The sequence below is a fragment of the Martelella sp. genome (assembly GCF_984369615.1).
In genome coordinates this window covers 1-24,775 of sequence record NZ_CFHTCS010000023.1, presented here as the reverse complement: position 1 = coordinate 24,775, position 24,775 = coordinate 1, and the positions used below count along the sequence as shown (strand labels likewise).

Annotated in this window: 22 protein-coding genes; 2 read left to right on the top strand and 20 right to left on the bottom strand. The window is 62.7% G+C overall.

The genetic code is table 11. The features are described from left to right. The 4 genes from AC5DC2_RS03865 to AC5DC2_RS03850 all read right to left on the bottom strand — a co-directional run. The coding region (locus tag AC5DC2_RS03865; RefSeq protein ID WP_491697532.1) for an ABC transporter ATP-binding protein at positions 1–472 on the bottom strand (472 nt) is incomplete at its 3' end. Between the two features lie 5 nt (positions 473–477). Continuing rightward, entirely contained in the window at positions 478–1,365 is an 888-nt protein-coding gene (locus AC5DC2_RS03860; protein ID WP_200336722.1) for a carbohydrate ABC transporter permease, read from the bottom strand. Next, positions 1,362–2,195, bottom strand: coding sequence for a carbohydrate ABC transporter permease (locus AC5DC2_RS03855; protein ID WP_200337971.1), 834 nt, complete (start codon positions 2,193–2,195; stop codon positions 1,362–1,364). The genes AC5DC2_RS03860 and AC5DC2_RS03855 overlap by 4 nt, the downstream gene beginning before the upstream one ends. 138 nt (positions 2,196–2,333) lie before the next feature. Beyond that, entirely contained in the window at positions 2,334–3,578 is a 1,245-nt protein-coding gene (locus tag AC5DC2_RS03850) for an ABC transporter substrate-binding protein (protein ID WP_024706221.1), read from the bottom strand. A gap of 230 nt (positions 3,579–3,808) precedes the next feature. Between AC5DC2_RS03850 and AC5DC2_RS03845 the strand changes: the two genes are divergently transcribed. Beyond that, positions 3,809–4,813, top strand: coding sequence for a LacI family DNA-binding transcriptional regulator (locus AC5DC2_RS03845; protein WP_024706220.1), 1,005 nt, complete (start codon positions 3,809–3,811; stop codon positions 4,811–4,813). A 34-nt stretch (positions 4,814–4,847) separates the two neighbouring features. After that, positions 4,848–7,208, top strand: a complete 2,361-nt coding sequence (locus tag AC5DC2_RS03840) for a GH36-type glycosyl hydrolase domain-containing protein (RefSeq protein WP_491697531.1) — start codon at positions 4,848–4,850, stop codon at positions 7,206–7,208. A 74-nt stretch (positions 7,209–7,282) separates the two neighbouring features. On the opposite strand, the gene AC5DC2_RS03835 is transcribed toward AC5DC2_RS03840, so the two are convergent. The 16 genes from AC5DC2_RS03835 to AC5DC2_RS03760 all read right to left on the bottom strand — a co-directional run. Further along, positions 7,283–8,314 (bottom strand): ABC transporter ATP-binding protein, encoded by a 1,032-nt coding sequence (locus AC5DC2_RS03835; RefSeq protein ID WP_491697530.1) that lies wholly within the window; start codon positions 8,312–8,314, stop codon positions 7,283–7,285. A 4-nt stretch (positions 8,315–8,318) separates the two neighbouring features. Beyond that, positions 8,319–9,938 (bottom strand): FAD-dependent oxidoreductase, encoded by a 1,620-nt coding sequence (locus tag AC5DC2_RS03830; protein WP_491697529.1) that lies wholly within the window; start codon positions 9,936–9,938, stop codon positions 8,319–8,321. 4 nt (positions 9,939–9,942) lie between these two features. Beyond that, positions 9,943–10,785 carry a carbohydrate ABC transporter permease gene (locus tag AC5DC2_RS03825; RefSeq protein ID WP_491697528.1) on the bottom strand — a complete coding sequence of 281 codons (843 nt, stop codon included), beginning with the start codon at positions 10,783–10,785 and terminating at the stop codon, positions 9,943–9,945. Further along, a complete protein-coding gene (locus AC5DC2_RS03820; protein ID WP_491697527.1) occupies positions 10,782–11,681 on the bottom strand; it encodes a carbohydrate ABC transporter permease in 900 nt (299 codons plus the stop codon). The genes AC5DC2_RS03825 and AC5DC2_RS03820 overlap by 4 nt, the downstream gene beginning before the upstream one ends. A 97-nt stretch (positions 11,682–11,778) precedes the next feature. Further along, entirely contained in the window at positions 11,779–13,029 is a 1,251-nt protein-coding gene (locus AC5DC2_RS03815; RefSeq protein WP_036235530.1) for an ABC transporter substrate-binding protein, read from the bottom strand. A gap of 24 nt (positions 13,030–13,053) precedes the next feature. Next, positions 13,054–14,094 (bottom strand): LacI family DNA-binding transcriptional regulator, encoded by a 1,041-nt coding sequence (locus tag AC5DC2_RS03810; protein WP_491697526.1) that lies wholly within the window; start codon positions 14,092–14,094, stop codon positions 13,054–13,056. A 135-nt stretch (positions 14,095–14,229) separates the two neighbouring features. Beyond that, a complete protein-coding gene (locus AC5DC2_RS03805; protein ID WP_024706212.1) occupies positions 14,230–15,051 on the bottom strand; it encodes a carbohydrate ABC transporter permease in 822 nt (273 codons plus the stop codon). Further along, positions 15,051–15,923 (bottom strand): carbohydrate ABC transporter permease, encoded by an 873-nt coding sequence (locus AC5DC2_RS03800; protein ID WP_491697525.1) that lies wholly within the window; start codon positions 15,921–15,923, stop codon positions 15,051–15,053. The genes AC5DC2_RS03805 and AC5DC2_RS03800 overlap by 1 nt, the downstream gene beginning before the upstream one ends. A gap of 144 nt (positions 15,924–16,067) precedes the next feature. Next, positions 16,068–17,390 (bottom strand): extracellular solute-binding protein, encoded by a 1,323-nt coding sequence (locus AC5DC2_RS03795; protein ID WP_491697524.1) that lies wholly within the window; start codon positions 17,388–17,390, stop codon positions 16,068–16,070. Between the two features lie 50 nt (positions 17,391–17,440). Continuing rightward, positions 17,441–18,973, bottom strand: a complete 1,533-nt coding sequence (locus AC5DC2_RS03790) for a putative N-acetylmannosamine-6-phosphate 2-epimerase (RefSeq protein ID WP_491697523.1) — start codon at positions 18,971–18,973, stop codon at positions 17,441–17,443. Positions 18,974–19,044: 71 nt separating this feature from the next. After that, positions 19,045–19,794: a GntR family transcriptional regulator gene (locus AC5DC2_RS03785; protein WP_491697522.1), complete on the bottom strand. Its 750-nt coding sequence runs from the start codon at positions 19,792–19,794 to the stop codon at positions 19,045–19,047. A gap of 140 nt (positions 19,795–19,934) precedes the next feature. After that, positions 19,935–21,425: a carboxypeptidase M32 gene (locus tag AC5DC2_RS03780; RefSeq protein WP_491697521.1), complete on the bottom strand. Its 1,491-nt coding sequence runs from the start codon at positions 21,423–21,425 to the stop codon at positions 19,935–19,937. Further along, positions 21,422–22,453: an ABC transporter ATP-binding protein gene (locus AC5DC2_RS03775; protein WP_491697520.1), complete on the bottom strand. Its 1,032-nt coding sequence runs from the start codon at positions 22,451–22,453 to the stop codon at positions 21,422–21,424. Before AC5DC2_RS03775 ends, AC5DC2_RS03780 begins: the two co-directional genes overlap by 4 nt. Further along, on the bottom strand, positions 22,450–23,415 hold the full coding sequence (locus AC5DC2_RS03770; protein WP_024706205.1) for an ABC transporter ATP-binding protein: 966 nt from the start codon (positions 23,413–23,415) through the stop codon (positions 22,450–22,452). Before AC5DC2_RS03770 ends, AC5DC2_RS03775 begins: the two co-directional genes overlap by 4 nt. Then, complete coding sequence (locus AC5DC2_RS03765) at positions 23,412–24,323, bottom strand: ABC transporter permease (RefSeq protein WP_024706204.1); 912 nt, start codon at positions 24,321–24,323, stop codon at positions 23,412–23,414. Before AC5DC2_RS03765 ends, AC5DC2_RS03770 begins: the two co-directional genes overlap by 4 nt. After that, positions 24,323–24,775 (bottom strand): ABC transporter permease (locus tag AC5DC2_RS03760; RefSeq protein ID WP_491697519.1); only part of this gene is annotated, 453 nt, incomplete at its 5' end. The genes AC5DC2_RS03760 and AC5DC2_RS03765, both read right to left, overlap by 1 nt.

The window sequence follows — 24,775 nt, the reverse complement described above, 5'->3', positions numbered from 1 at the left end:
CGAACAGGAAGATGTCGGCGTCGCGCACCAGCGCCCGGCCGATGGCGACGCGCTGCCGCTGGCCTCCGGAAAGGGCTGATGGCTTGCGGTCGAGCAGGTGCGTGATCTGCAGAAGTTCTGCGGCCCACGCCACCTTCTTTTCGATGTCGGCCTTCGGCACACCCGCAATCTTCAGCCCGAACGACATGTTCCGCTCGACGCTCATCGTCGGATAGAGCGCATAGGACTGGAACACCATGCCGATGCCGCGGTCCTTGGGATCGACCCAGGTCACGTCCTTTTCATTGAAATGGATCGCTCCGCCGCTGACATCGGTCAGGCCGCCGATCGCGTTCAGCAGCGTGGACTTGCCGCAGCCCGAGGGCCCGAGCAGGACCAGGAATTCGCCGTCCCTGATTTCAAGGTCGAGGCTTTTGACGACATGCACGCTGCCGTAGCGGATGTCGAGGTTTTGAATGGCTACAGAACTCATGGGACTTATCCTTTCACGGCGCCGGAAGCGATGCCGCGCACGAACCAGCGGCCGGAAACCAGATAGACGACAAGCGGGACCAGCGAGGTCAGAATGGTTGCCGCCATGTTGACGTTATAGGCGCGCTCGCCCGTGGTCGTATTGACGATGTTGTTGAGCTGGACCGTCATCGGCAGGTTGTCGCGACCGGCAAAGACCAGGCCGAGCAGGAAGTCGTTCCAGATCGCCGTGACCTGCATGATGACCGCGACGATTGTGATCGGCACCGACATGGGCAGGATGATCGAAAGGAAAATCCTCCAGAAGCCGGCGCCGTCGATGCGGGCGGCTTTGAACAGCTCCATCGGCAGGCCCATGTAATAATTGCGGAACAGCAGCGTCATCACCGGCATGCCGAAGATGATGTGGGTGAGCACGATGCCCGGGAGCGAGCCATAGATGCCGGCCTGCGCGTAAAACCGCACCAGCGGGTAGATGAACACCTGGTAGGGAATGAACGAGCCCATCAGCAGGCAGGCGAACAGAACATTCGCCCCCTTCACCCGCCAGAAGGACAGGGCATAGCCGTTGACCGCGCCGAGCAGGATCGAGAGGATCACGCTCGGGATCAGGATCTTCACCGAGTTGAAGAAGCCGACCTGAAGCCCGGTGCAGTCGAGCCCGGTGCAGGCGCTCGTCCAGGCCTTGATCCAGGCATCGAGCGAAAAATTCTGCGGCAGCGCGAAGATCAGCCCGAGGCGGATCTCGTCCATGCTCTTGAACGAGGTGACGAGCATCACATAGAGCGGCAGCAGGAAGAACAGCGCGACGAAGAAGAGAAAGCCATAGACGCCGAAGCGTCCCCAGACGCGCTCTGCCTTCACCGGTCGCTTTGAGACGGATTTCTGCGTCATGACGCCCTCCCGTTCCTGCGGAAATACTGGGAATAGAGAACCGGGACCATGATCAGCAGAACGGTGATCAGGAGTACGGTCGAGGCGGCGGTCGCAAGGCCGATATTGGCGCGCTCGAACAGGTTGTCCATGATGAACTTGGCCGGCACCTCACTCGCAGTGCCTGGTCCGCCATTGGTCATGGCGACGACAACGTCGTACATTTTCACGATCGAGATCGACAGAAGCACCAGCGAGGTGATGATCATCGGCCGGAGCATGGGCAGAATGATCGAAAGATAGACGCGCCATGGCGGAATGCCGTCGATGCGCGTCGCCGACCAGATCTGGGTGTCGATGCCGCGCAGGCCCGCCAGAATAAGCGCCATCACCAGCCCGGAGCCATGCCAGACCGTCGCCAGAATGATGGCGTAGAGCACCTTGTCCGGATTGACCGTCCAGTCGAGCACGAAATTCGGGAAGCCGAGATCGCGCATGGTTGCCTGGATGCCGAGGTCGGGATTGAGGATCCATTGCCAGATCAGGCCCGCCACCACGAAGGACATCGCATAGGGGTAAAGGAAAACAGTCCTGAACAGGCTTTCGGCGCGCACATTCTGGTCGATGAAAATGGCCAGCAGCGTGCCGAGAACGAAACAGATCAGAAGAAAGAAGAAGGCGATGACCGCCAGGTTTTCCAGAGACGTGATCCAGCGCGAGGTTTCGAAAAGCCTCGTGTACTGGGCGAAGCCGACAAAGTCGTCCTTGGGCAGAAGCCGCGAACTGGAAAATGACAGCCGGACGGACCAGAGCATCGTGCCCAGATAGGCAAAGACGACGACAATGGCCATCGGCAGCAGGGCGATATAGGCAAACAGGTTGCGCCTGATATGCCGGGTGAAGGCGGCGGCGTGCAACGGAACCTCCCTTGAAAACGGGAAGGAAACCGCAAGGGTCCCCTTCCCGCATGATTGTTCCAGATGGATGGATCAGCCGTTGAGGGCCTGGTCGAAGCGTTCGACGGCCTCGTCGACCGACATGTCGGTGTTCCACAGTTCGGTCACGACATCCTGGACCGAGCCGTAGATGTATTCGGCCATCATCTGCGAAGCGTCGGGCGCCTGGCGGCTGGGATCGGACATGATCTCAAGGCCAAGCTGGGCGCAGGCGTCGAGCTTGGAGGCATCGACGTCGGAACGGATCGGGATGGAGCCCTTCAGGTTGTTGAATTCGACCTGGGTTTCCGGATCCGTCATGACTTCGACGAGCAGGCGCTGTGCCTTGATCTGTTCGGCATCGTCGGTTTTCGGGAAGACGAAGACGTCGCCGCCGAGAACGTAGGGACTGTCGGGACGCAGGCCCGGAATGCAGCCGTAATCCGTGCCGATTTCCTTGCCGGCCTGCTTGAACTCGCCCTTGGCCCAGTCGCCCATGACCTGGAAACCGGCCTCGTCATTGATCAGCATGGCGGTCGTGTCGTTCCAGTTACGCCCCGGCGATGCGGCGTCGACATAGGGCTTCAGCGCGATGAAGGTTTCGATGACCTCGCGGAATTCCGGCGAATGGATGGCGTCCTCGTCCTTGTCGGCGTAGACCGCCTCCCAGAGCTGGCCGCCGCCGACATTGGTCAGCATCGCCGAGAACAGGGAGTTTTCCTGCCAGCGCTGGCCGCCAAGTGCCAGCGGCGTGATGCCGGCTTCCTGAAGCTTGTCGAGCGCAGCGAAGAATTCGTCCATGCTTTCGGGCGGGTTCTCGACGCCGGCCTGTTCCAGCGCGTCGACGGAATACCAGAACCACAGCGGCATATGGATATTCACCGGCGCGGCGTAGTACTTGCCGTCGATCTTCACGGCGTTGACGATCGGCGCAGGCAGGATCTCATCCCAGTTGTTTTCAGTCGCCACGGCGTCGATGTCGTTGAGCAGGCCTTCCTCGACGATCTCGTGATACTGCTGCGAGGTGTTGAAGAGCGCCGCCGTCGACGGGTCGCCGCCGATGATGCGGTTGATGGCGGCGCTGCGCGCAGCCGAGCCGCCGGCAACAGCGCTGTCCTGCCAGTTGCCGCCATTGGCGTTGTAGGCGTCGGCGAAAACGCCGATCGCGGCGGATTCGCCGCCCGATGTCCACCAGTGGATGACTTCGGCATCAAGCGGTTCCTGAGCGCCGGCAGCGCCGGACATTGCCACGGTCAGCGCTACGGCCGATGCGGTCACCGCATTCTTCAGAATAAACATATGTCCTCCCCAAAGGGTCGTCTGAGGGACCAGATGGTCCGTTCAAAAGTGTTTCGATCTCAAAATGGGATCGGTTCCAATTACAACGACAGGCACTTGATTTTGTCAATGGTTCCTGCAAAAAAAGATGAGGGCTCGACCTTGAAGATATTGTTTTTGACCAAAACCCGTTGAATAATAAAATGATATGGCGTTGACGCCGGGCAGAAAGGGTGGAGGGGAGTTCAGATATGGCGACAGTGAAAGACGTTGCGAGGCTGGCTGGCGTTGGTTCGGGCACGGTCTCCCGGTATATTTCTGGAAACGGTTCCGTTTCGAGTAAGGCGGCAGAGAAAATCGAACGTGCGATCAAGCAGCTCAACTACCGGCCCAACAGCATGGCGCGGTCGCTGTCGTCGCGCCGGTCCGATCTGATCGGGGTCTGGGTGCCATCCCTCGAGGGCCCCTATTACCACATGATCATCCGCGCGGTGGAGCAGGAGCTCAGGCTTCACAACAAGCACATGATTCTCGCCAATGCGGAGGACGCCCAGTCCGATGCCGATCGTCGCGCGCATTTTGACTATCTGGTCAACCGCGACTGCGACGGCATCCTGATGTCCTGTTCGCTTCAGGGAACGTTCGAGCTGGCGCGAACATCCGAGCATTTTGCCAATCTGGTGCTGCTCAACCATCAGGCCGATGCTCTGGCCGGTCAGTGCTTCTTTATCGACCACGAACTGGGCGGGCGGCTGGCCGCGCGGCACCTTGTCGAGCTCGGTCACGAACGGATCGCGGTGATCACCGGACGGCTTTCCGCGCAGGATGCCCGCCAGCGCCATGACGGATTCCTGGACGAGATGGGCAAGCTCGGCCGCTCCATCCCGAGTGATTATGTGGTCGAAGGCGCTTTCAGCTATGCCGCCGCAGAACGGCTGGTCCGTTCTTTCCTCGATATGAATCTCGACTTCACAGCCGTGTTCTGCGGAAACGACAAGGTGGCCATGCTGCTGATTTCGGAGCTGAACAATCGCGGACGCTCGGTTCCGCGCGAGGTTTCGGTCCTCGGTTATGACGATGTCGATTTCGCCGCCTACACCGCCCCGCCGCTCAGCACCATCCATGCGCCGATCGAGGAGATGGCCCGTTCGGCCTGCCGGCAACTGCTCAATCTCACCTACGACATGGACCTTCCGTTTCAGGAGCGGTTCGAGCCCTCGCTCTCAGTCAGGCGCTCGACGGCCGCACCGGATTGAAGGCGAAATACCAACACCAACGCACGAGTGCAGGATGACTTCCTTCATCGAGAACGGACAACGCTTCCGCCTGACCGATCCGACGCTGGCGCCCAACGCCGCCAGCTATCTCTGGAACCGCAAAATGATGATCCAGATGAGTGCGCGCGGCTACGCCGTGAGCCAGTATATGGATCCCGAGCCGCGCAAATACGCGCATGTTCCCACCATCGCCGCGCAGACCTTCATGCAGCCGGAACAGGATTATTTTCCGCATCACCCTGGCCGCTTCTTCTATATCCGCGACAATGAGACGGGGAAGCTGTTTTCAGCACCTTACGAGCCGGTGCGGGCGAAACTCGACCGCTTCAGCTTCGAGCCCGGCCTTTCGGACATCAGATGGGTGATCGAGAAGGATGGCGTGCGCGTCGAGTTGCGGCTCGATCTTCCGGTCGAGGACGTCGCGGAAATCTGGTCCGTGCGGATCACCAACCTGACGGACGGAAAGAAAACGCTTTCCTTCGTTCCGTTCTTCCCTGTCGGCTATTCTTCATGGATGAACCGGGGCGGACATTTCGACGCTGACCTCAACGCCATCGTCTGCACTAGCGTGACGCCCTATCAAAAGGTCGAACAATACTTCAAGAACAAGCACTTGAAGGACATCACCTTCTTTGCCGCAGACCGAAAGCCCGACCATTTCGAGGTTGCTCAGGTCGCCTTCGAGGGCGAGGGCGGGCTGCACAATCCCTCCGCCCTTCAGGATGGCGGCCATCTCGCCGGCGGGGATGCCAGCTATGAGAATCCGGCCGGTATCATGCAATGGGATCTCGTTCTTAAACCCGGCGCGCGCGAAGACTTTCGCTTCGTCTTCGGCCCGGCCGTCGACAAGGCCGAGATAACGGCCCTGACGAAGAACTATCTCGGGGGCGCGCTCGCGCCGGTGCGGCAGGAGTATGATCGCTATATCCGTTCCGGTCTCGGCACTCTTGTGCTTCGCTCGCCCGATGACGATCTTAATCACTTCGTCAATTACTGGCTGCCGCGCCAGGTCTTCTATCACGGCGACACTCACAGATTGACCACGGATCCGCAGACCCGCAACTATCTCCAGGACGGGCTCGGGATGATCTTCATCGCGCCGGAGAGAACGCGTGCGGCGCTCCTCAGGACCGCCAGCCAGCAGTTCTTTTCCGGCAAGGTTCCCGACGGCATCCTGCTCAGGCCCGATACGGAGCTGAAATACATCAACCAGATCCCGCACACCGATCACGCCGTCTGGCTGGTTATCGCCGCCAAGGCCTATATCGAGGAAACCGGGGACCGGGCAGTCCTCGCCGAAAACGTCGCCTGGGCCGACAGCGAGGAGGACGCGACGTTGTATGAGCATGTGACGCGGGCGCTGCGCTTCCTCGCCGGCGAGGTCGACGAGCGCAACCTTCCTTATATCGCACAGGGCGACTGGTGCGACCCGATGAACATGGTTGGCTACAAGGGCAGGGGAGTCTCCGGCTGGCTGGCCGAAGCCGCAAGCTACGCGATGACGACCTGGGCCGATATGTGCCGTGCCGAAAACGACAGCGAGGCTGCCGGCTGGCTGGAAAGGGAAGCCGGGAAGCTCAACGACAGCATCAACCATTATCTCTGGGATGGAAAGTGGTATGCCCGCGGCATTACCGATGACGGCGTTGCGTTCGGTGTCCAGACCGACAGCGAGGGCCGGATTTATCTGAACGCCCAGAGCTGGGCCTTTCTCGCCGGGGCGGCGGACGGAGACAAGCGGGCCAGCATGCTTCGGGCGATCGATGAGCAGCTCGACACGCCCTATGGCGCAGCCATGTTCGCTCCCGCCTACACGGCAATGCGCGACGATGTCGGCCGGGTAACGCAGAAATGGCCCGGCAACGGCGAGAACGGCGCGGTCTATAATCACGCTGCCGCCTTCTATGCGGCATCGCTCTACCATATCGGCGAGAATGACCGCGCCTATGCCGTGCTGTCCAAAATGCTGACGCGCCCGGAGGCAAAGGACATTGCAACCCGCGGACAGCTGCCGCTCTACCTGCCGAATTATTATCGCGGCGCCTATTACCAGTATCCGCGCACGGCCGGCCGCTCAAGCAACCTGTTCAACACCGGGACCGCCTCCTGGTATTACCGCCTGGTCATCGAACGGCTCTGTGGTCTGCGCGGCGACGGCGACGGCGTCGTCATCGCGCCGCAACCGCCGGCCGAGTGGGAGTCCTACCATTTCAGCCGGGCCTTCCGGGGCGCAACGTTTGACGTCGAGGTCAAAAAGGATGCGACCTTGGAGGGCCCTGTCGTGGTCGTGGACGCCGAGACGCTTGGCGGCAACAGGATCGAACGCATCGACGCCGGAAAGCACTATTCAATCCTGGTTCGACTTCCGGGCTGAGACGGCAAGGGGCGGAAACGGAGTCGGGAGCCTCGCTGCTCCCCCGGCTGATCCTGCACGCCCTCCAGCGCTGCCTATTCTATCCGGTTTCCGTTCTCCCGGAAGGCATGGATACTGTCCCGGCGGGCCGAAAGGGCAATCCGGGAACCCGTCGCGATCTCGGCGCCGGCCGGCTGTTCCAGTATGACCGGCCCATGGCCCTCGACGTCGGCGTGAACCAGCCGCGCATTGCCCAGATATTCGGTAAGCCTGACACGGGCTGCCAGCGCGCCTTCGCCATCCGGCGCGATCGTCAGGCTGTCCGGGCGAATGCCGCAGTAGCGCGCGGAACGGTCCAGCCCAAAGGCCGCGCGCAAGCCCTCGAAGCTGCCGGTCAGTTCGAAGATGTTCATCTTCGGCGCCCCGATGAACTGCGCGGCGAAGAGGTTCTGCGGACGCTCGTAAAGATCATGCGGCGTGCCGACCTGTTCGATCCTGCCATCACGCAACAGCACGATCTTGTCGGCGAGCGTCATCGCCTCGACCTGATCATGGGTCACGTAGATCATCGTGCGTTTCAGTCGCTCGTGCAGTTCAGAGATCTGGGTGCGCATATGGACCCTGAGCTCTGCATCGAGGTTTGACAGCGGCTCGTCGAACAGGAAGGTTTCCGGCTCGCCGACGATGGCGCGGCCGATGGCGACGCGCTGGCGCTGGCCGCCGGAGAGTTCGCGCGGATAGCGTTCGGTGAGCTTTTCGAGTTGCAGCATGGTGACGGCGTCGCTCACCAGTTCCTCGATCCTGTCGGCCGCCACCTTGCGAACCTTCAGGCCGAAGGCGATATTCTCCTTCACCGTCAGGTGTGGATAGAGCGCGTAGGACTGGAACACCATGGCGACCCCGCGCCTGGCGGGGGCGATGTCGTTCATGCGCGTGCCGCCGATCTCGAGCGTGCCGCCGGTGATGTCCTCAAGGCCGGCGATCATCCTCAGAAGCGTGGACTTGCCGCAGCCCGACGGCCCGACGAAGACGCAGAATTCGCCGTCCTCGACGGCAAGATCGATGCCCTTGATGATCTCGACCGAACCGTAGGATTTGCGGATGTCTTTCAGTTCAAGCTTCGCCATAGGTCTACTCCACGCGCCCGAAGAGCTCGAGCCTCGGGGTTTCACGAATATGCTGCGGCCATGCGAGCGGCACCTCGAAACGGCTCGTCAGGAGACGCTGGAAATCGGCAAGCCGGTCCGCCGTCTCGCGCACGCCGCGCGGGCTGATGTCGTTCTCGATGCAATAGGCGGCCAGCGCGCCGACGCTTTCGCCGATGTTCCATTCGACCGGGTGGAGGCGATAGCAGCCGTTGGTCAGATGCGTGGTGCCAATATTCTTGCAGGCCGGCAGCATGTTCTCGACCCGTTTCGGGATCAGGCTGCCAAGCGGGATCTGGAACGGCCAGTTGGCGATGTCGACGTAGTTGCGCGGCGCCGTCGAGGGGTGCAGGTCGATGCGGTAGGAACCGACGCCGACGCTGTCCGCGAACTGTTCCGCCCCCTTGAGACCCGCGCGGGCATCGATGCCGACATGGTTTTCCGTGACCGTGAACAGCGCCTTGATGCGCCGGCTCTCGCGGATATAGGGGGCGACGGTCAGGCCGTCGAGCGTACCCATCACGGCGCCCGCCGGCTTTAGGCCGCGATAGCCGTAGCCGCCGTCATGGCGCGGCGCCTCGGTCTGCATCCAGTAGAGCATCGACAGCGACAATTGCCGCGCGCCCTCCAGGTGTTTCTCCGCTTCTTCCGCTGAAACGCCGACCAGCGGACCGCCGCAATAGTCGATCTGCGGCCAGTTGACGAGGCAGATGTCGGAGTCATAGTGGTTGCCGACATGGTGCCTGCGGTAAAAAATCCGGCGGTAGTGCCAGTTGTCGGGCGCGAATTTCGCATCGCTGTCGCCGACGAAGAGCGGGCGGTTGTCGGGCTCGAGCGTCACCGGGTTGGGGCCGATGAAGGAGAGCTGGCGGTCCGGCCAGAAATCGAGCTTGAAGTCGCGCCAGATGTCATAGTCGCGCGGCCGCTCGATCGTGTGGTCCTCCTCCGGATGATAGCTCATCGCGAAGCACCAGCTGACCGCCTGCTGGTCAAACGGATTGGCATTCCCCGCAAGCGCTGCGGGCTCGCCGGTCTCGGCCTGGCTTTCCGCGCCGATGACGTGCTCGACATTGCCGAGCTCGAGAAGATCGCCGAGTTCTGTGGCATCGATGAAATAGCGGCCGGTCAGGACCATCTCGCCATATTCGAAAGAGCGCACGGTGACCGCCGTGAAGCGATCACCGTCGGTCTCTGCCGCGACCGGCTTTGCCGACATCAGCACGGTCAGCCGACCGGTCGCAAACCATGGCGCCAGAAGCGCCTCGATCGCGGCGACGCCCGCGCGCGGCTCGGCGCAGAGCGGCGAGACATTGCCGCTGCCCGGATTGAGCTTTTCGTCCGCACGGGCCTCGTCGGTCAGCGGATAATTGCGGCGATAGTAGTTGCGCATTTCCGCGCGCAGTTGCCGGTAGCTTGCCGTCGAGCCGTCGCTTTCGATCCATGGGTTTTCGTCCGGCGGCACAGCCTGGGTAGTGAGCTGGCCGCCAAGCCATTTGAACTCCTCCGTGAGGATGACGCTGCGGCCGAGCTTGAGTGCCGCAAGCGCTGCGGCCACCCCGCCGAGACCGCCGCCGATGATCACGATATCGCTGGTGAGTTCCTTCATTTTGTTATCCTTTCACGCCTGACAGGGCGAAGCTTTCGACGATCTGGCGCTGGGCCAGAATGTAGACAATGAGCATGGGAATGACGGCAAGCGCGGTGGCCGCAAGCTGCAGGTGCCAGAGCGGCAGGCCGTAGGTGTCGGTGAAATTGGCGAGTGCCAGGGGAAGAGTGAAGAGCTTGATGTCGTTCACGAACACCAGCGGCTCGAGAAACAGGTTCCACGAGAACAGGAAGGTGATGATGCCGACAGCCGACAGCGCCGGCTTCGACAGCGGCAGCGCCACCTTGAAATAGACTCCGAAGCGGGTGAGCCCGTCCATCCGGCCGGCCTCTTCCAGCTCCTTCGGCAGCGCCAGGAAATACTGCCGCATCAGGAAGGTCGCCATCACGCCCTGCGAACCGAACAGCGGCAGCAGGATCAGCGGCATGTGGGTGTTCATCAGCCCGAGTTCGCGCATCAGGAAGAAGTTCGGAATGATCGTCACTTCCTCCGGCATCATCAGCGCCGAGATCAGCATCAGCAGCACGAGCGCGCTTCCGGCAAAGCGCAGCCGCGCCAGCGCGTAGCCCGCCATCGAAGACAGGAACAGCGTCAGCGTGGTAACGATGACGGCGATATAGAGCGAGTTGAAATACTGCCTTGCGAAAGGCTGGTAGGCAAAAACCTCGGAAAAGTTCGACCAGTGCGCGGTTTGCGGGATGAGCGAGGCCGAGGAGAACACGTCCGCCTGTCCCTTGAGCGCGCCGGAGAGCATCCAGATGAAGGGAAAGACAAAGGGGATGGCGAGGGCGGCGAGGCCGACGACCCAGCATATGCGGGTGATTTTCTGTTCCAGCCGGTAATTCATTTGCGCACCGCCTTCAAGAGCATCTGCAGGATGGTGAGCGCCAGGATCAGCACGAAGAGCATGACGGCGAGCGCCGAGGCATAGCCGGTGTTGAAGAACTTGAAGCCCTGTTCGTAGATGTAGAAGGCGAGCACCAGCGTGGCGTTCTGCGGTCCGCCGCCGGTCATCAGATAGATATGGTCGAAAACCTTCAGCGAGCCGACAACGGTGATCACCATGATCACCAGCGTCGTCGGCGCCAGAAGCGGCCAGGTAATGCGGCGGAAGATGTCCCAGCCATTGGCGCCTTCGAGCCGCGCCGCCTCTTCATAGTCGCGCGGGATGGTTTGCAGCGCCGCGATATAGAGGATCATGTTGAGCCCGACGGTCTTCAGGACGCGGGTGACGATGACGGAGGCCATCGCCCAGTTCGGTTCGTGCAGCCAGTTCGGCCCGTCGATGCCGACGACCGAAAGCGCCTGGTTGACCGCGCCCGATTCATGCTGGAGCAGGAAGGTCCAGATGATCGCCCAGGCGACGGCGGAGGTGATGACGGGGGCGAAGAACACGGTGCGGAAGATGACGACGCCGCGCATCGGTTTCGACAGCGCCAGGGCAAGGCCGAGCGCCAGCGCCATATTGAGCGGCACGAGGCCGGCCGCAAACACCAGGGAATTGCCGAGCACGTGCCAGAACGTGTCGTTTGCGGTCAGCGCGTCGACGTAATTGTCCATGCCGACGAAGCGGGACTGCTGGCTGAGCAGGTTCCATTCCGTGGTGGAATAGTAGAACACGGCGATCAGCGGGCCGACGAAGAAGATCAGAAAACCCGTCAGTATCGGGCTTACAAAGAGCCATCCCGCGATTGCCTCGCGCGTTCTGAGCGTCAGGGATGGCCCCGTTCTGGCAGCGGACATGGTCGCTTCCTTTGCGGGCGGTGTTGAATGCAGTTCTCTTCTCGCCGCCGGGAGTGCCAGCGGCGAGAATTGTCTTTCCGGAAGGTATTGCGCCCTCTCAGAGCAGCGGCTGGATATCCTTGCACAGCTTGGTCATGGTCGCCTGAATATCGGCGTCCTCCGACCACAGCGCATCGAAATCCGGCCGCGCCTCAGCTTCGATCTGCGGAAAGCGCTCATGGCTCGGCAGAACCGATCCGGTCTCGATGCCTTCGGCAACGATTTCCATCTGTTCCGGCGTCACGGCCGGGTTGCTCGAAAGAAAGCTTTCACTTTCCAGCACGGATTTGCGCGCCGGGGGGAAGAACGCAGCCATGGTCGCGACATTGTCCTTGTTGGTCATGTAGGCCAGGAATTCTGCCGCAAGCTCCTTGTTCTTGCCCTGGGCAAAGGCAACGACGCCGGCCTGGCCGATGGTGGCGGCTTCGCCGGCGGGGCCGGCGGGCAGCGGCGCGATGCCCCAGTCGAAATCGACATCGGCAAGCTTCGAGACGCGGGAAATCTGCGCGACAGTCAGCGCCGCGTTGCCGGAAAAGAAGTCGCCCTGTTCGCCGGGCGGTACGGCGGAGCCGTCTGCATAGACCATATCGTGGAACAGCTTGACCGCTTCGACCGACTGTTCGCTGTCCAGCCGGCAGTTGCCGTCCGTCCAGGCATCGCCGCCATGGGCACGGATGATCGGGATCAGGTTGTGCCAGACGCGCGCGCCGTAGCCCTGGCCGTCGACCGTCTCGTAGCCCCAGACGCCGGCATCGGCATCGCGCAGTGCGGCGGCGTCGCTTTTGAGCTGGTCCCAAGTCCACGAGCCGTCTGCGGCGCGTTCGGTGGGTGTCTCAAGGCCAGCAGCGTCGTAAAGCGACTTGTTGTAGTAGACGATGAAGGGCGACGTGGAGAAGGGCACGCCAAAGACGGCGTCATCCTTGACCCAGAGGCCCATGGCCGGTTCGGAAAGGTCGCCATAGTCGTAACCGTCCGTACCATTCAGCGTATCGCCGACATCGGCCAGCACGCCGGCTTCGACGAAGGCGGGCGCCGAGTTCTCCAGAAGCCAGCCGAGATCGGGCGGGTTGCCGCCGGCAAGCTGCAGCGTCAGCTTCTGCACATAGTCGCCGAAGGGGATGGTGTCGAACTGGACGGTGACGTCCGGATGGGTTTCGGCGAAACCCTCGGCGATGCCGTTCAACATGTCGAGATGGGCCTGGCTGCCGGTCCAGACGGTAAAGCGCAGGTTTTCCGCGCTTGCCGCCGTGCCCATCGCGCCGCACAGCGCCGTTGCAACAATTAACCGCTTAATCAATTGACGTGTCATGATCTCAATCCTCCCGTTGTCAGATCAGATGGCTTTCAGTGTCTCCCCCGGCACGAAGCCGCAGGGCAAGGTGGTGTTGGCTATTTCGGCCTCGGGTTTGCGGATGCGGGCAATCAGCTTTTCCACGGCCTGCTCGCCCATGGCTTCGCGCGGGACCGATATCCGCGTCCAGCGCTCCACGTCTGCGGTCATGGTGAGCGGAGCTGCGAGCGCAACAACCGAAAGGGTTTCGGGTATGCTGCCGCCGCAGGCCGCGACCTGGCGTTCCAGAGCGGTTGCATGGGCGAAGGTTTCCGTCAGCACCACGGAATATCCGTCCGCTAAGCACCTTCTTGTCCATGCCGCGTCGAGCGCATCCGCGTCGAACCGCTCGACGGAAAGATCAAGGCCTTGCCGCCGGCTCTGGATAAATCCCTGTTCGCGGTCCTCGTTCTGTTCGCGCACACGGCTGCTACCCAGGAACTTCATCTTGCGGTGCCCGAGAGCGGCGCAGCGGGAAACAACATCCTCGACCGCTGCCGCATAGTCGGCCGCGACCCAATTGAGTTCTGCGCCATTGGCCACGCGCCGACCGACGGTGACGAAGGGGAAACCGGTCTCGCAAAGCCGCTTCAACTCGCTCTTTTCCGGCTCCTCGCCCAGCAGAATCGCGCCATCGGCAACGCCCATGCGGTTTGTGCCCGCGGGAAAGATGCTGCGCGGCCCCTTGTCGAGCGAGGATGAGGTGAACAGCAGGAGATCCTGCCCAGTTTTCATGGCGCCGCGTTCGATGCCGAGAAGGAAGGGGTAGAAGAAGTTCTCGCGGTCGGAGGGGAAGACGGCTTCATAGGTGAAGACGCCGATGATGTTGCGTTTTCCGCCTGCCAGCGACTGCGCCACGATATCCGGCGCATAGCCCAGTGTTTCCATGGCGGCGCGCACGCGCTTTTCGGCCTCCTCGCCGACACGGATGGTCTTGCCGGGCTTCGGCGAGATCACGGCGGAGACGACGGCGGTGGAGACGCCGGCCATCGCCGCAACATCGCTTTGGGTTACGCGCTTCGCGCGCCTTTGCCCGGTCGTCACCGATCATCCTCCAGAAATGGCATTGATTAAGCGTATAATCTAAATGATCGGCTCCGTCAATGGGCGAGCGTGCGCCGACCCCTGAAATGGCTTCCGCCTGCTTGCAAGCCGTTCTTGTCGACGACCGCGGGGCTTCTAGCCCTTCACCGCGCCCGCCGTCATGGAGCCGAAAATCTGCTTGTACATCATCAGGCCGATGACGGCCGGCGGCAGCGCGCCGATGATCATGACGGCGGAAGCCGTGCCCCAGTTTACGCCGCCGCCCGATGCCGCAAAGAAAAAGGATGCGCCCACCGTCATCGGTACGGCCTTGCTGGTTGTCAGCATCAGGCCGAACAGGAACTCGTTCCAGGCGGTGATGAAGCCGAAGATGAAACTCGTCAGCATTGCCGGTCTGACGACGGGCCAGATCACGCGTCGAAGGGTTGCAAGCGTCGACGCGCCGTCCACCTTGGCGGCTTCGTCGAGTTCTACGGGCACATCGGCAATGGCATTGACGAAAATGACGAGCGCCAGGGGAATGTTGACGATGGTGAGGATGAGGCCGAGGCCGACCCTGGTGTCGAGCAGACCCAGCCATTGATACATCATGTAGAGCGGGATCGCGAAGATGATGAGCGGCACGGCCCTCAGATTGACAACCATCGGGAAGAGCACCCGGCGCCCGGTCTCTGAGCGAGCAATCGCGTAGGCGGCGGGGAAGGTGAGAGCCATTGCCAGCAGCGTTCCGATAAGGGCCGCCATCGTGCTGTTGAAGAGATAGAGCCAGATGTTGAACCGGGTCGTGTCCGTCAGCACCGACAGGTAGTTCGAAAGCGTCGGAGCGTTGATCCATAGCCCGGCATTGGAGCTGATTTCGCGCGCGCTCTTGAAGGAGGTGATGAGCGTCACGATCACCGGAAAATTCATCGCGATCGCGGCAACGGCGAACACGATCCAACGCAAGGTCCTCATCATCATGTCTTCTCCTTCCTGCGGCTGCCGAGCGCCGTCAGGGCATAGAGCACGACGAGCGAGGCGATGAAGAGAACGACCGAGGCGGCAACCGCCTTGCCGATGGCGCCCTGTTTGAAGAAGGCCTGATAGATATAGATCGAGAGCGACGTCGTGGAGCCGCCTGCACCCGCGCCGGTGAGGGCATAGATATTGTCGAACACGCGGAAGCCGTCGATGAAGCGGATGAAAAACGCGATGATCAGCGTCGGCTTGATCAGCGGGAGCTCAATCTTCGTCAGCAGCGTCCATCCGCTTGCGCCATCGAGCGCGGCGGCCTCCCGCACATCGCTTGGGATGGCGGAATAGGCCGTGTGGAACAGCAGGAAGGCGAAGGGCGTCCACTGAAGCGTCTCAATGACGACCAGCGTCCTGAAGGCGTTGTCGGCGTCGAGAAAGGCCGGGCTGTCGCCGAACCACATCCAGAGATAGTAGGGAACGGGGCCTGCGAACTCGTGCAGGACCAGACGATACATCAGGCCGACCATGGCGGGAGCCACCATCAGGGGCAGCATCAGCGGCGCCATCAGATAGGGCCTCTTGCCGAGAAGCGGGTTGAGGAAGATCGCCAGAAACAGGCCGATCAGGCATTCGGCGAGCGCGGTGATGATGCCGAAGCGCAGCGAAAACCAGGATGCCTGCCAGAAATAGCGGTCGCTCAACACGTCGAGATAGTTGCCGTATCCACTCAATTCCGGCGCGCGCAGGGTTTCGAAGGTGACCGTCGATATCGAATAGACCAGATTGACGATCGCCGGGAAGCCCAGAAAGAGCAGCAGGAATATGACGAGCGGGGACAGGAAAAGCCGCCCTTCGCCGCGATTTACAAGTTGCATGTGGTTCGCCGCCGTGGTTCGTCCGGTCATGCCGGAATACAGAAGGCTTTTGGCCCGGAGAAAGCTCCCGGGCGGCGCCGTTCGGGCCGGTCCGGGAGCAATCCGGCGCAGCCGCGATCGCGGCTGGCACCTCGCCGTTCTGCCTTACGGGTTCAGCAGGTCCCGCATTTCGGCCTCGGTATTGGCCAGCGCCTCGTCGAGGCTTTGCTGGCCCGACCAGTAGCCGGTGAACTCGCGGGCCTGTACCTCGTAGATCGACAGCGCGTTGGCGGATGTCCCGCCATCCATCACATAACCATACCGGCTGGCGAAGTTGCCGAGGTCCACCAGGTCCGGCCGGTCATCCGCGATCTTCGCGACCACATCAGGCATGAGGGCCGGAGAGCCGCCATTTTCGGCGTAAAGCAGGGCGGCGTCCTCGGTTGCAAGCCATTGCAGGAACCTGAGCGCCCCTTCCTTGTTCTTTGCGTTCTTGTTGAGGCCAAGTCCGAGACCGTGGATATGGTCCGCCCGCCCGTTCGGGCCGGCAGGCGGCGCGACCACGCCGGTCACCTCGGCGACGGCAGGCGTCTTTTCCGGATCGGTCAGTTCGCCCGCGGCCGCATTCCACTGAAGAGCCGTCGCAACCTGGCCTGCAGCAAAGGCGGCATTGGTTTCCGCATATTCGTAGGAGAGCGAATCCTTCGGCGTAGCGCCCGCGTCGTAGAGCGTTTTGTAGAGCGCGAGACCCTTGCGGTAGCCCTCGGAATCGATCGTGATGTTGCCCTCCGCGTCCCGCCAGTCGGCGCCGTAGGAGCGCGGCAGGGACTGGAAGACCATCATGTTGAACAGGAGGTTCTTCATCTGCAGCACCGTGCCGTAGCGCACGGGACTTGCCCGGTTGATGGATTTGGTAAAGTAGAGCGCCGTTGCCGCCCAGTCATCCCAGGTCCATTCGTCCGCCGGCTTCGGCGCCATGGGCTTGCCGAGATACTCCTCCGCGATTTTCGAATATTCGGCCCTGGCATCCTCGTCGCCGAGCAGCGCGTCGAGAAGGTCGGTGCGGTAATACATGAAGTGGAGGGAGAGGTCCGTCGGAACGCCGTATTGCCGGCCCTCATACTGCATGGTTTCCAGAACGGCCTTGCCGAACACCGTTTCGGCGTCGTCGCCAAGGTTGATGGGCTCCATGTACGGCGCGTAGCGACCGATCGAATAGGTGGCGATCAGGTTGATGTCGAAAGCATCGGAGCCGGCCGCAAGGTCGGCCTGGAGCTTGTCGAAAAAGCCGTCGCGGCTGAAGAAGATCAGTTCGACCTTGTCGTCTTCGCGCGCGGTTTCGTTGTAGACGTCCGTTGCCGCCCGCAGCGCGGCTTCCTCCGAGCCGCCCGGCCAGCCAAGCACGGTTACGGTTGCATTGGCAATACCCGGCAGGGCCGTGCCTGCCAGAAGCCCGGCAAGGGCCACAATTGTCGTTTTCTTGATCATGTCGAGTTCCCTTCTCTTTTTGGCGTTTGTTCAGTCAGTCACATATCCGGTTATGGCTTGCCTTCTCTCGCTGCGGAGCGCGCCAGATCGGCAATTCCGATCAGGCCGGCCTGGGCACCGCAGCGCGCCGCCCGGATGTCCGGCCTCAGGCGTGCGGGCAGCGCTGCAAGGTTTTTCGAAACCCGCGGCAGGAAACCGTCGGCCAGTCCGATGCCGCCGCCGATGATGACGATGTCGGGATCGAACATCAGCTTGATATCGGCGCAAAGCGTCGCAACCTTTGCCGCCGAGCCGTCGACGATGCCGGCGGCCCATGCCTCGCCTCTGGCCGCGGCCGCGAACACCGAGGGCGTGTCGGCGTCGTGTCCGAGCCGGGCGGCTTCGCCCGCGATAAACTTGCCGGAAACCCGGTCCTCCAGAGGCCCCGCGCCGCCCGATGCGCCGCGCGTCAGCCCGAAATGTCCGGCAAGCCCGGTCATCAGCCTGCCGTTGCTAACGACGCCGCCGCCGATACCGGTCGAGATCGTCAGGAAAACGACGGAGCTGACGGCTTCCTTGGCAGCGCGATATTCGCCCCACGCGGCCGCCTGGGCGTCGTTGAGGGCGAGGACGGGCGCCTTGAAGAGGCTTGCGGCGCGCTCCGCCAGGGGATAGGCGCCGGGAATATTGAGGGTCGCCGTGTTCAGGGCCTGCCAGCGGCCATCTTCCACAAGGCCCGTCGCCGCGATGCCGACGCAGCCGTAGCGACCGTTCCAGTCGCGGGTTGCCGCCGCGATTGCCGCCAGCCAGCCGTCGGGATTGCCGTCTGCGGCGGTCGGCACCTGAGCCTTCTCGATGATCGCGCCAGCGGAGATCAGAGCCGCCATCGATTTCGTGCCGCCGATATCGACGGCGAGAACCGGGCTGTCACCAGCGGCCCGGTATGCGCCGGCGAGTGCATCGCGGAACCAAGCCGTGGTGTGTTCCGTGCGGGTGATGGCGGAGCCGACCGTGACCGCATAGGCGCCTGCCCGCGCGGCATCGGCTGCCTGCTGCGGCGTCCGGATGCGGCCCTCGGCGATGACATAGGGCGTCAGGGCGGCCATTTCGGTGATGAGGGCGATATCCGGGTCGTCGGGTTCAGGTCCCTCTACATAGCCGGAAAGGGTGGTGCCGACAAAATCGATGCCGCATTCAAGCGCGTTTCGGGCATCCTCAAGCGACGAACAGTCCGCCATGGTCAGCTTGCCGTGGGCGCGGGCGGCGGCGACAAGCGCGGCCAGTTCGACCGGACGCGGCCTGCGGGTTGCATCAAAGGCAATGATATCCGCGCCGGCGGCGGCAAGTTCGTCCACGTCCGAAAGAAACGGGGTGATGCGGACCGGACTGTCTTCCAGGTCGCGCTTGGCGATGCCGATGATCGGCACGCTGACCTTCGGGCGCACCGCGCGAACATAGCGTTCGGATTCGATCCTGAGCGCGGCAGCGCCCGCCGCGACGGCAGCCATGGCGAAGCCTGCGACGAAAACCGGCTCGTCCATCGGACCGCCCGGAACCGGCTGACAGGATACGATCAGGCTGTTTTTCAGAATGTCTGGACGCACCGGAACCCTCGCTGCTTTTTCCGATATAGCAGCTCAAGAAAGACCAGAATGCAACCAGTTTATAACTGGTATTATCGCCGTAGCTCGAAAACGAAATCATAGACATCGCCGCGGTAGCGCGTCTCGCAATACTCGACCACGTCGCCTTGTGGCAGGAAGCACCTGCGCTCGGTGACCAGAAGCGGGGTGAGAGGGGGGCAGGACAGGCGGTCGCTGTCTTCCTGCGAGGCGGAGCGCGTCCGCATGCGCTGAATGGCACGTTGCGGCAGATAACCCCTTTTTTCCAGCGCGTCATAGAGCGAATGGCCGACCAACTCGGGTGCGGGGAGAAAGCGTTGGGGCACGCTGGCGATCTCGACGGCGATCGGCTTTCCGTCCGCGGTCCGGATGCGCTGCATGCGCAATATGCTCTCGCTGCTGCCGATCCCGAGCGCCATCATTTCGGTCGGGGACGGGCGGCTCATCTGCTTGGAAAGCCAGATACATCCAGGTTCCATGCCACGCGAACGGATATCCTCGGAAAAGCTGGTCAGGTTCGACAGCGTCTTCTCGACTTTCGATGCAACTTCGGTTCGCGCGCCATGGCGCCTGGCGAGCAACCCGTCTTCCTCCAGAAGCGCGAAGCTCTTGCGAACCGTTACGCGCGAAAGACCGAGCGATTCGGCCAGAGCGCGCTCGCCCGGCAATCTCTCGCCGGCGTGCAGTTCATTGGAAAGAATGACGGCCTCAATCGCCGTTTTCAGGCGTTTGTACAGAGGAATATCCGTTGCGCTTCCGGCGAGTTCCGCGCGCACGCGCTTTATGATGTCCGAGGTCGCCATATGCGATTCCAGTGAATGCGAAAAAATTATCTGGACTTATACTGGTATTACCTCTTCAATGCAAATAGGTAAGAAATGGCTTGCCTTTGCGAGTCGGGATTGGCCGCGGGGATGGCGATATGCACGGTGGCCACGACGACCTATCCGAATTTTCCGCTCAGATAACTCAGGTAGGCGCTGCAATCTCCAGCTTCCGCGCCGATGGCCGAAAGCGCCGCGTGGCGGCCTCTCGAGCGGCCGTGCCGCCAGACGATCTCGCCGAGCTTTTGCCGCAGCGGCGCAAGATCGCCAGCCCTGGCTGCATCGCGGAGCCGAGGCTCGGTTTCATCGAGCCGGGCCATGATCTGGGCGGCGGTGACGTTGCCGATCGTGTAGGTCGGGAAGGAGCCGATATAGCCGCTCGACCAGTGCACGTCCTGGAGGCAGCCGAGCCCGTCATGCGGCACCGCGATGCCGAGGTCTTCGCGCATGGCCTCGTTCCAGGCCGCCGGCACGTCATCGACGGCAAGCGCGCCATCCATCAGCGCCATCTCGATGCGCACTCTCAGCATGATGTGCAGATCGTAGGTCAGTTCGTCCGCTTCCACGCGGACAAGGCCGGGCTCCGTCCGGTTGACGGCCAGGACGAACTCCTCTTCGCTGACATCGGCCAGCTGGTCCGGGAAATGCGCCTTGAGCCGTTCGAAATGCAATGCCCAGAAATCGGCGGACCGGCCGATATGGTTCTCGAAAAGCCGTGACTGGCTCTCATGCATGCCGAAACTGCTGCCGCCGACGGCGTAAAGGCCGATCAGATCAGTGGCATGGGCCGAGCGGGTGAGCGCCGGGTCGACGCCCTGTTCGTAGAGCGCATGGCCGGTCTCGTGCATCGTGCCGAAGATCGACATCGGCAGGTAGTTCGGGTTCCAGCGCGAGGTGATGCGGACATCCTGGCGGGTAAAGGAAATCTCGAAGGGGTGGACGGCGGTATCAAGCCGGCTGCGGGCAAAATCGAGGCCGAGGATTTCGGCAAGTTCGGCGCAAAGCGCCTTCTGCTGCTCGACCGGATAGGTCCGATACAGAAAATCCGTGCGCGGTTTGGGACGGTTGAGCGCGGCAGCGAGAATTGGCTTGATGCCCTCGCGCAAGTCATCGAACAACGCCTTCAGCGAGGCGGCGGTTTCGCCGGGTTCGTATATCTGTACCATCGGGTCATAGGGGTGGGCGTCATAACCGATCGCACCGGCCATCTGGCGGGCCAGCGAGACGATCTCGGCGAGGTGCGGACGGAACAGGGAGAAATCGCCCTCCGCGCGGGCCTTCTCCCAGGCCCGACCGGCCAGGATCGAAATCTCGTCCTGACGGCGCAGCAGGGCGGGCGGCACGCTCAGATGCCATTTGCGGGCGGCAAGCACGTCGCCGGCGGCGCGGCGCTCGCGCTCGTCGCCGGACGTTGCCATCACGGTCTCGGCGGCATCTTCCGTAGACGCCTCCAGCAACAGCTCGCGCGCCTTGGCCTTCAGCGTGGCGATCTGCTGGCCGCGGGTCGCGGCCCCGCCCGGCGGCATCATCACCCGCGCATCCCATTGCAGCAGGTTGACGGCCGAGAGAATGTCGTTGATTTCGGCGATGCGGCTTGAAAACGCGTTCATGCGGCCTCCGGTTTTGCTGTGGCGCCCGTTCCGCCGTCATTGAGATGGCAGGCAACCGTTGCCGTTCCGCCTTGCGCCGGTTTCAGGCGCGGCAGTTCGGCCTTGCATCTGGGCCCGGCCATCGGGCAGCGCGGATGGAAGGCGCAGCCTTTCGGCGGATCGAGCGGCGAGGGGATCTCGCCCTCGATCGGCTGGAACGAGCCGCGCCCGGCGCCGAGCTTGGGGATCGAGGCGAACAGCGCCTTGGTGTAGGGGTGGCGCGGCGTGGCGTAAAGTTCTTCCGCCGAAGCTAGTTCGACGATGCGACCCAGATACATGATCGCCACACGGTCGCACACATGCCGCACGACCGAAAGGTCATGGCTGATGAAAACGGCCGTCAGGTCAAGCGCGCGGCGCAGGTCCATGAACAGGTTCAGCACCTGCGCCTGGATCGAAACGTCGAGAGAGGCGACCGCCTCATCCAGCACCAGAAGTTCCGGCTCCATGGCAAGCGCGCGGGCGATGGCGACGCGCTGGCGCTGGCCGCCGGAGAACTGGTGCGGCAGACGGTCGGCATAGGCCCCTTCAAGGCCCACCTGCGCAAGCAGGCTGCGCACGCGGGCGCGCACTTCGCTTGCCTTGACGATATGGTGGATGCGCGGGCCTTCGGCGATCGTCTCGCCCACCTTCATGCGCGGATTGAGGCTTGCGAACGGATCCTGATGGATCATCTGCACCTTGGTGGTGAGCTTTTCGACATTGTTGCCGCGTTTGCGGGCAACAGGCGCGCCGTTCAGAAAGACCTCGCCCTCGCTCGGCGTGTAGATGCCGGAGATGACCCGTCCGAGCGTGGACTTGCCGCAGCCCGATTCCCCGACAAGGCCGAGCACCTCGCCCTCCGCGACCTCCAGCGAAATGTCGGAAAGCGCGTGCACGGTTTCGCCCGACGGCCTGCCGGCGATCCTGTTGATGCCCTGGATGACGAGGCCGGGCTTGCGGGTGAAGCGCTTGTGAACGCCTTCGATCTTCAGAAGCGGCTTGCTCATGGGGCCTCCATCGGGTGATGACAGGAAACCGAATGCGTTCCGTCCTCATGCAAGGGCGGCTCGGTGGCGCAAATGTCGGTTGCGCGCGGACAGCGCGGCCTGAACGGGCAGCCGGACGGCAGGTTGGCAAGCTGCGGCGTCGAACCGGGGATCTGCGGCAGATGCGCGCCCGGCTCGTGCAGGCTGGGCACCGAGCCGATCAGGCCAACCGTATAGGGGTGGCGGGGGGCTGCGATCACTTCCTCGGCCGCGCCGCGCTCGACGATCCTGCCGGCATACATCACGCAGATATCATCGGCGAGGCTGGAGATCACGGCAAGATCATGGGTAATCCAGACAATCGCCGTGCCGGTCTCGTCGGCAAGCCGGCGCACCTCGGCAAGGATCTGGCTCTGGATCGAAACGTCGAGCGCCGTCGTCGGTTCGTCGGCGATGATCACCGCCGGGCGGTGGAGCAGTGCCGTGGCGATCGCCACGCGCTGGCGCATGCCGCCGGAAAGCTGGTGCGGGTAGGCCTTCAGCCTTTCGCGGGCGGCCGGGATGCCGACAGTCTCGAGCGCCTGGCGGGCGCGCTCCCAGGCATCGCGTTTCGACATCTTTTCATGCACGCGCACGGCCATGGCCATCTGGTCGCCGATCCGCAAAACCGGGTTCAGCGTCATCATCGGGTCCTGAAACACCATGGCGACCTTGGCGCCGCGCAGCTTGCGCAGCGCCTCGGGCTTCAGCGCCCTTAGATCCTGACCGTCGACCAGGACTTCGCCGCCGGTGATATGGCCCGGTTCCTCGACGAGGCCGAGGATGGAAAAGCCCGTGACGCTCTTGCCCGAGCCGCTTTCGCCGACAAGGCCCATGATGCGGCCGCGCTCGACGGCAAAGCTGACATTGTTGACGGCGGTGACATTGCCGCGACGGGTTTCAAACCGGGTGGTGAGGCCCCGGACATCCAGTGCTTTGGTCATCGGCTGCGCCTCGGGTCCAGAACCGTGCGGACCTGATCGCCCACGAGATTGATCGTTACCACCGTCACCATCAGGAACAGGCCCGGGTAGATCGACAGCCAGTAGCGATCCGTGTGGATGTATTTGAAGCCGTTGGCGATCAGCGAGCCGAGCGAGGGTTCGGTCAGCGGCAGGCCGACGCCGAGGAAGGACAGCGTCGCCTCAAGCGCGATGGCGCTTGCGACCTGAACCGTTGCGACGACGATCAGCGGCGGCAGCACGTTCGGCAGAAGATGGCGGAAGAGAACGCGGCCCGTCGGAAGCGGCGTCGAGCGCGCCGCCTCGATATAGTCCTTGCCGCGTTCGACTGTGGCCGCGCCATGGGTGGTGCGGGCGAAATAGGCATATTGGGCAATCACCAGCGCCAGAATGATCTGGCCGACGCCCTGTCCGAGAACGGCAACCAGCACCAGCGCCAGCAGGATCGCCGGCATCGACAGTTGCAGGTCGACGATGCGCATCAGAAACGCTTCGATGCGGCCGCCGAAATAGGCCGCCGAAAGCCCGACGCAAATGCCGACGAGAAGCGCCAGAGCGCCGGCGGAAAGACCGATGACGAAACTGGTGCGCAACCCGTAGAAGATGGCCGACAGCATGTCGCGGCCGACATTGTCCGTGCCGAGAATATGGGTATAGCCGCCCGAGCCGACCGTGCCGGGCTTCAGAAAGGCGTCCAGCCAATCGAGCTTCGCCATGTCATACGGGTCCTGCGGCGAAACCAGCGGCGCGGCGAAGGAGACGAACAGCAGGAGGACGATCATGATCAGGGAGACGACAGCGACCGGGGAACGGGCAAAGTCGGAACAGAAATTGCGGAAACGGGCAGGGCGGGTTTCAACCGGTGCCTCGGCGGGCGCTGTATCAGCCATCACTTGCCTCCCTTCAGCCGCACGCGCGGGTCGAGCTGGGCGTAGATGATGTCGACGACGAGATTGATGAGCACGAACAGGATCACCACGAGAATGAGATAGGTGACCATGACGGGGCGGTCGAGCTGGAGGATGCTGTCGATGATCAGCTTGCCGACACCCGGCCAGTTGAAGACGCTTTCGGTGACGACGGCGAAGGCGAGCGTCGAGCCGAGTTCGAGGCCGAAGACGGTGACGATCGGGATCGAGATATTGCGCAGCACATGGCGGAACACGATCTGCCGGTCGGGAAGGCCCTGGGCGCGCGCGAATTTCACATAATCCGTCTGCATGGCCTCGACCATGCCGGCCCGGGTCAGGCGGATGAGCAGGCCCATCATGAACAGCGACAGGTTGAAGGCCGGCATGAGCACGTGCCGCCAGCCGTCGGCGGTTACAAGCGAGGTCTGCAG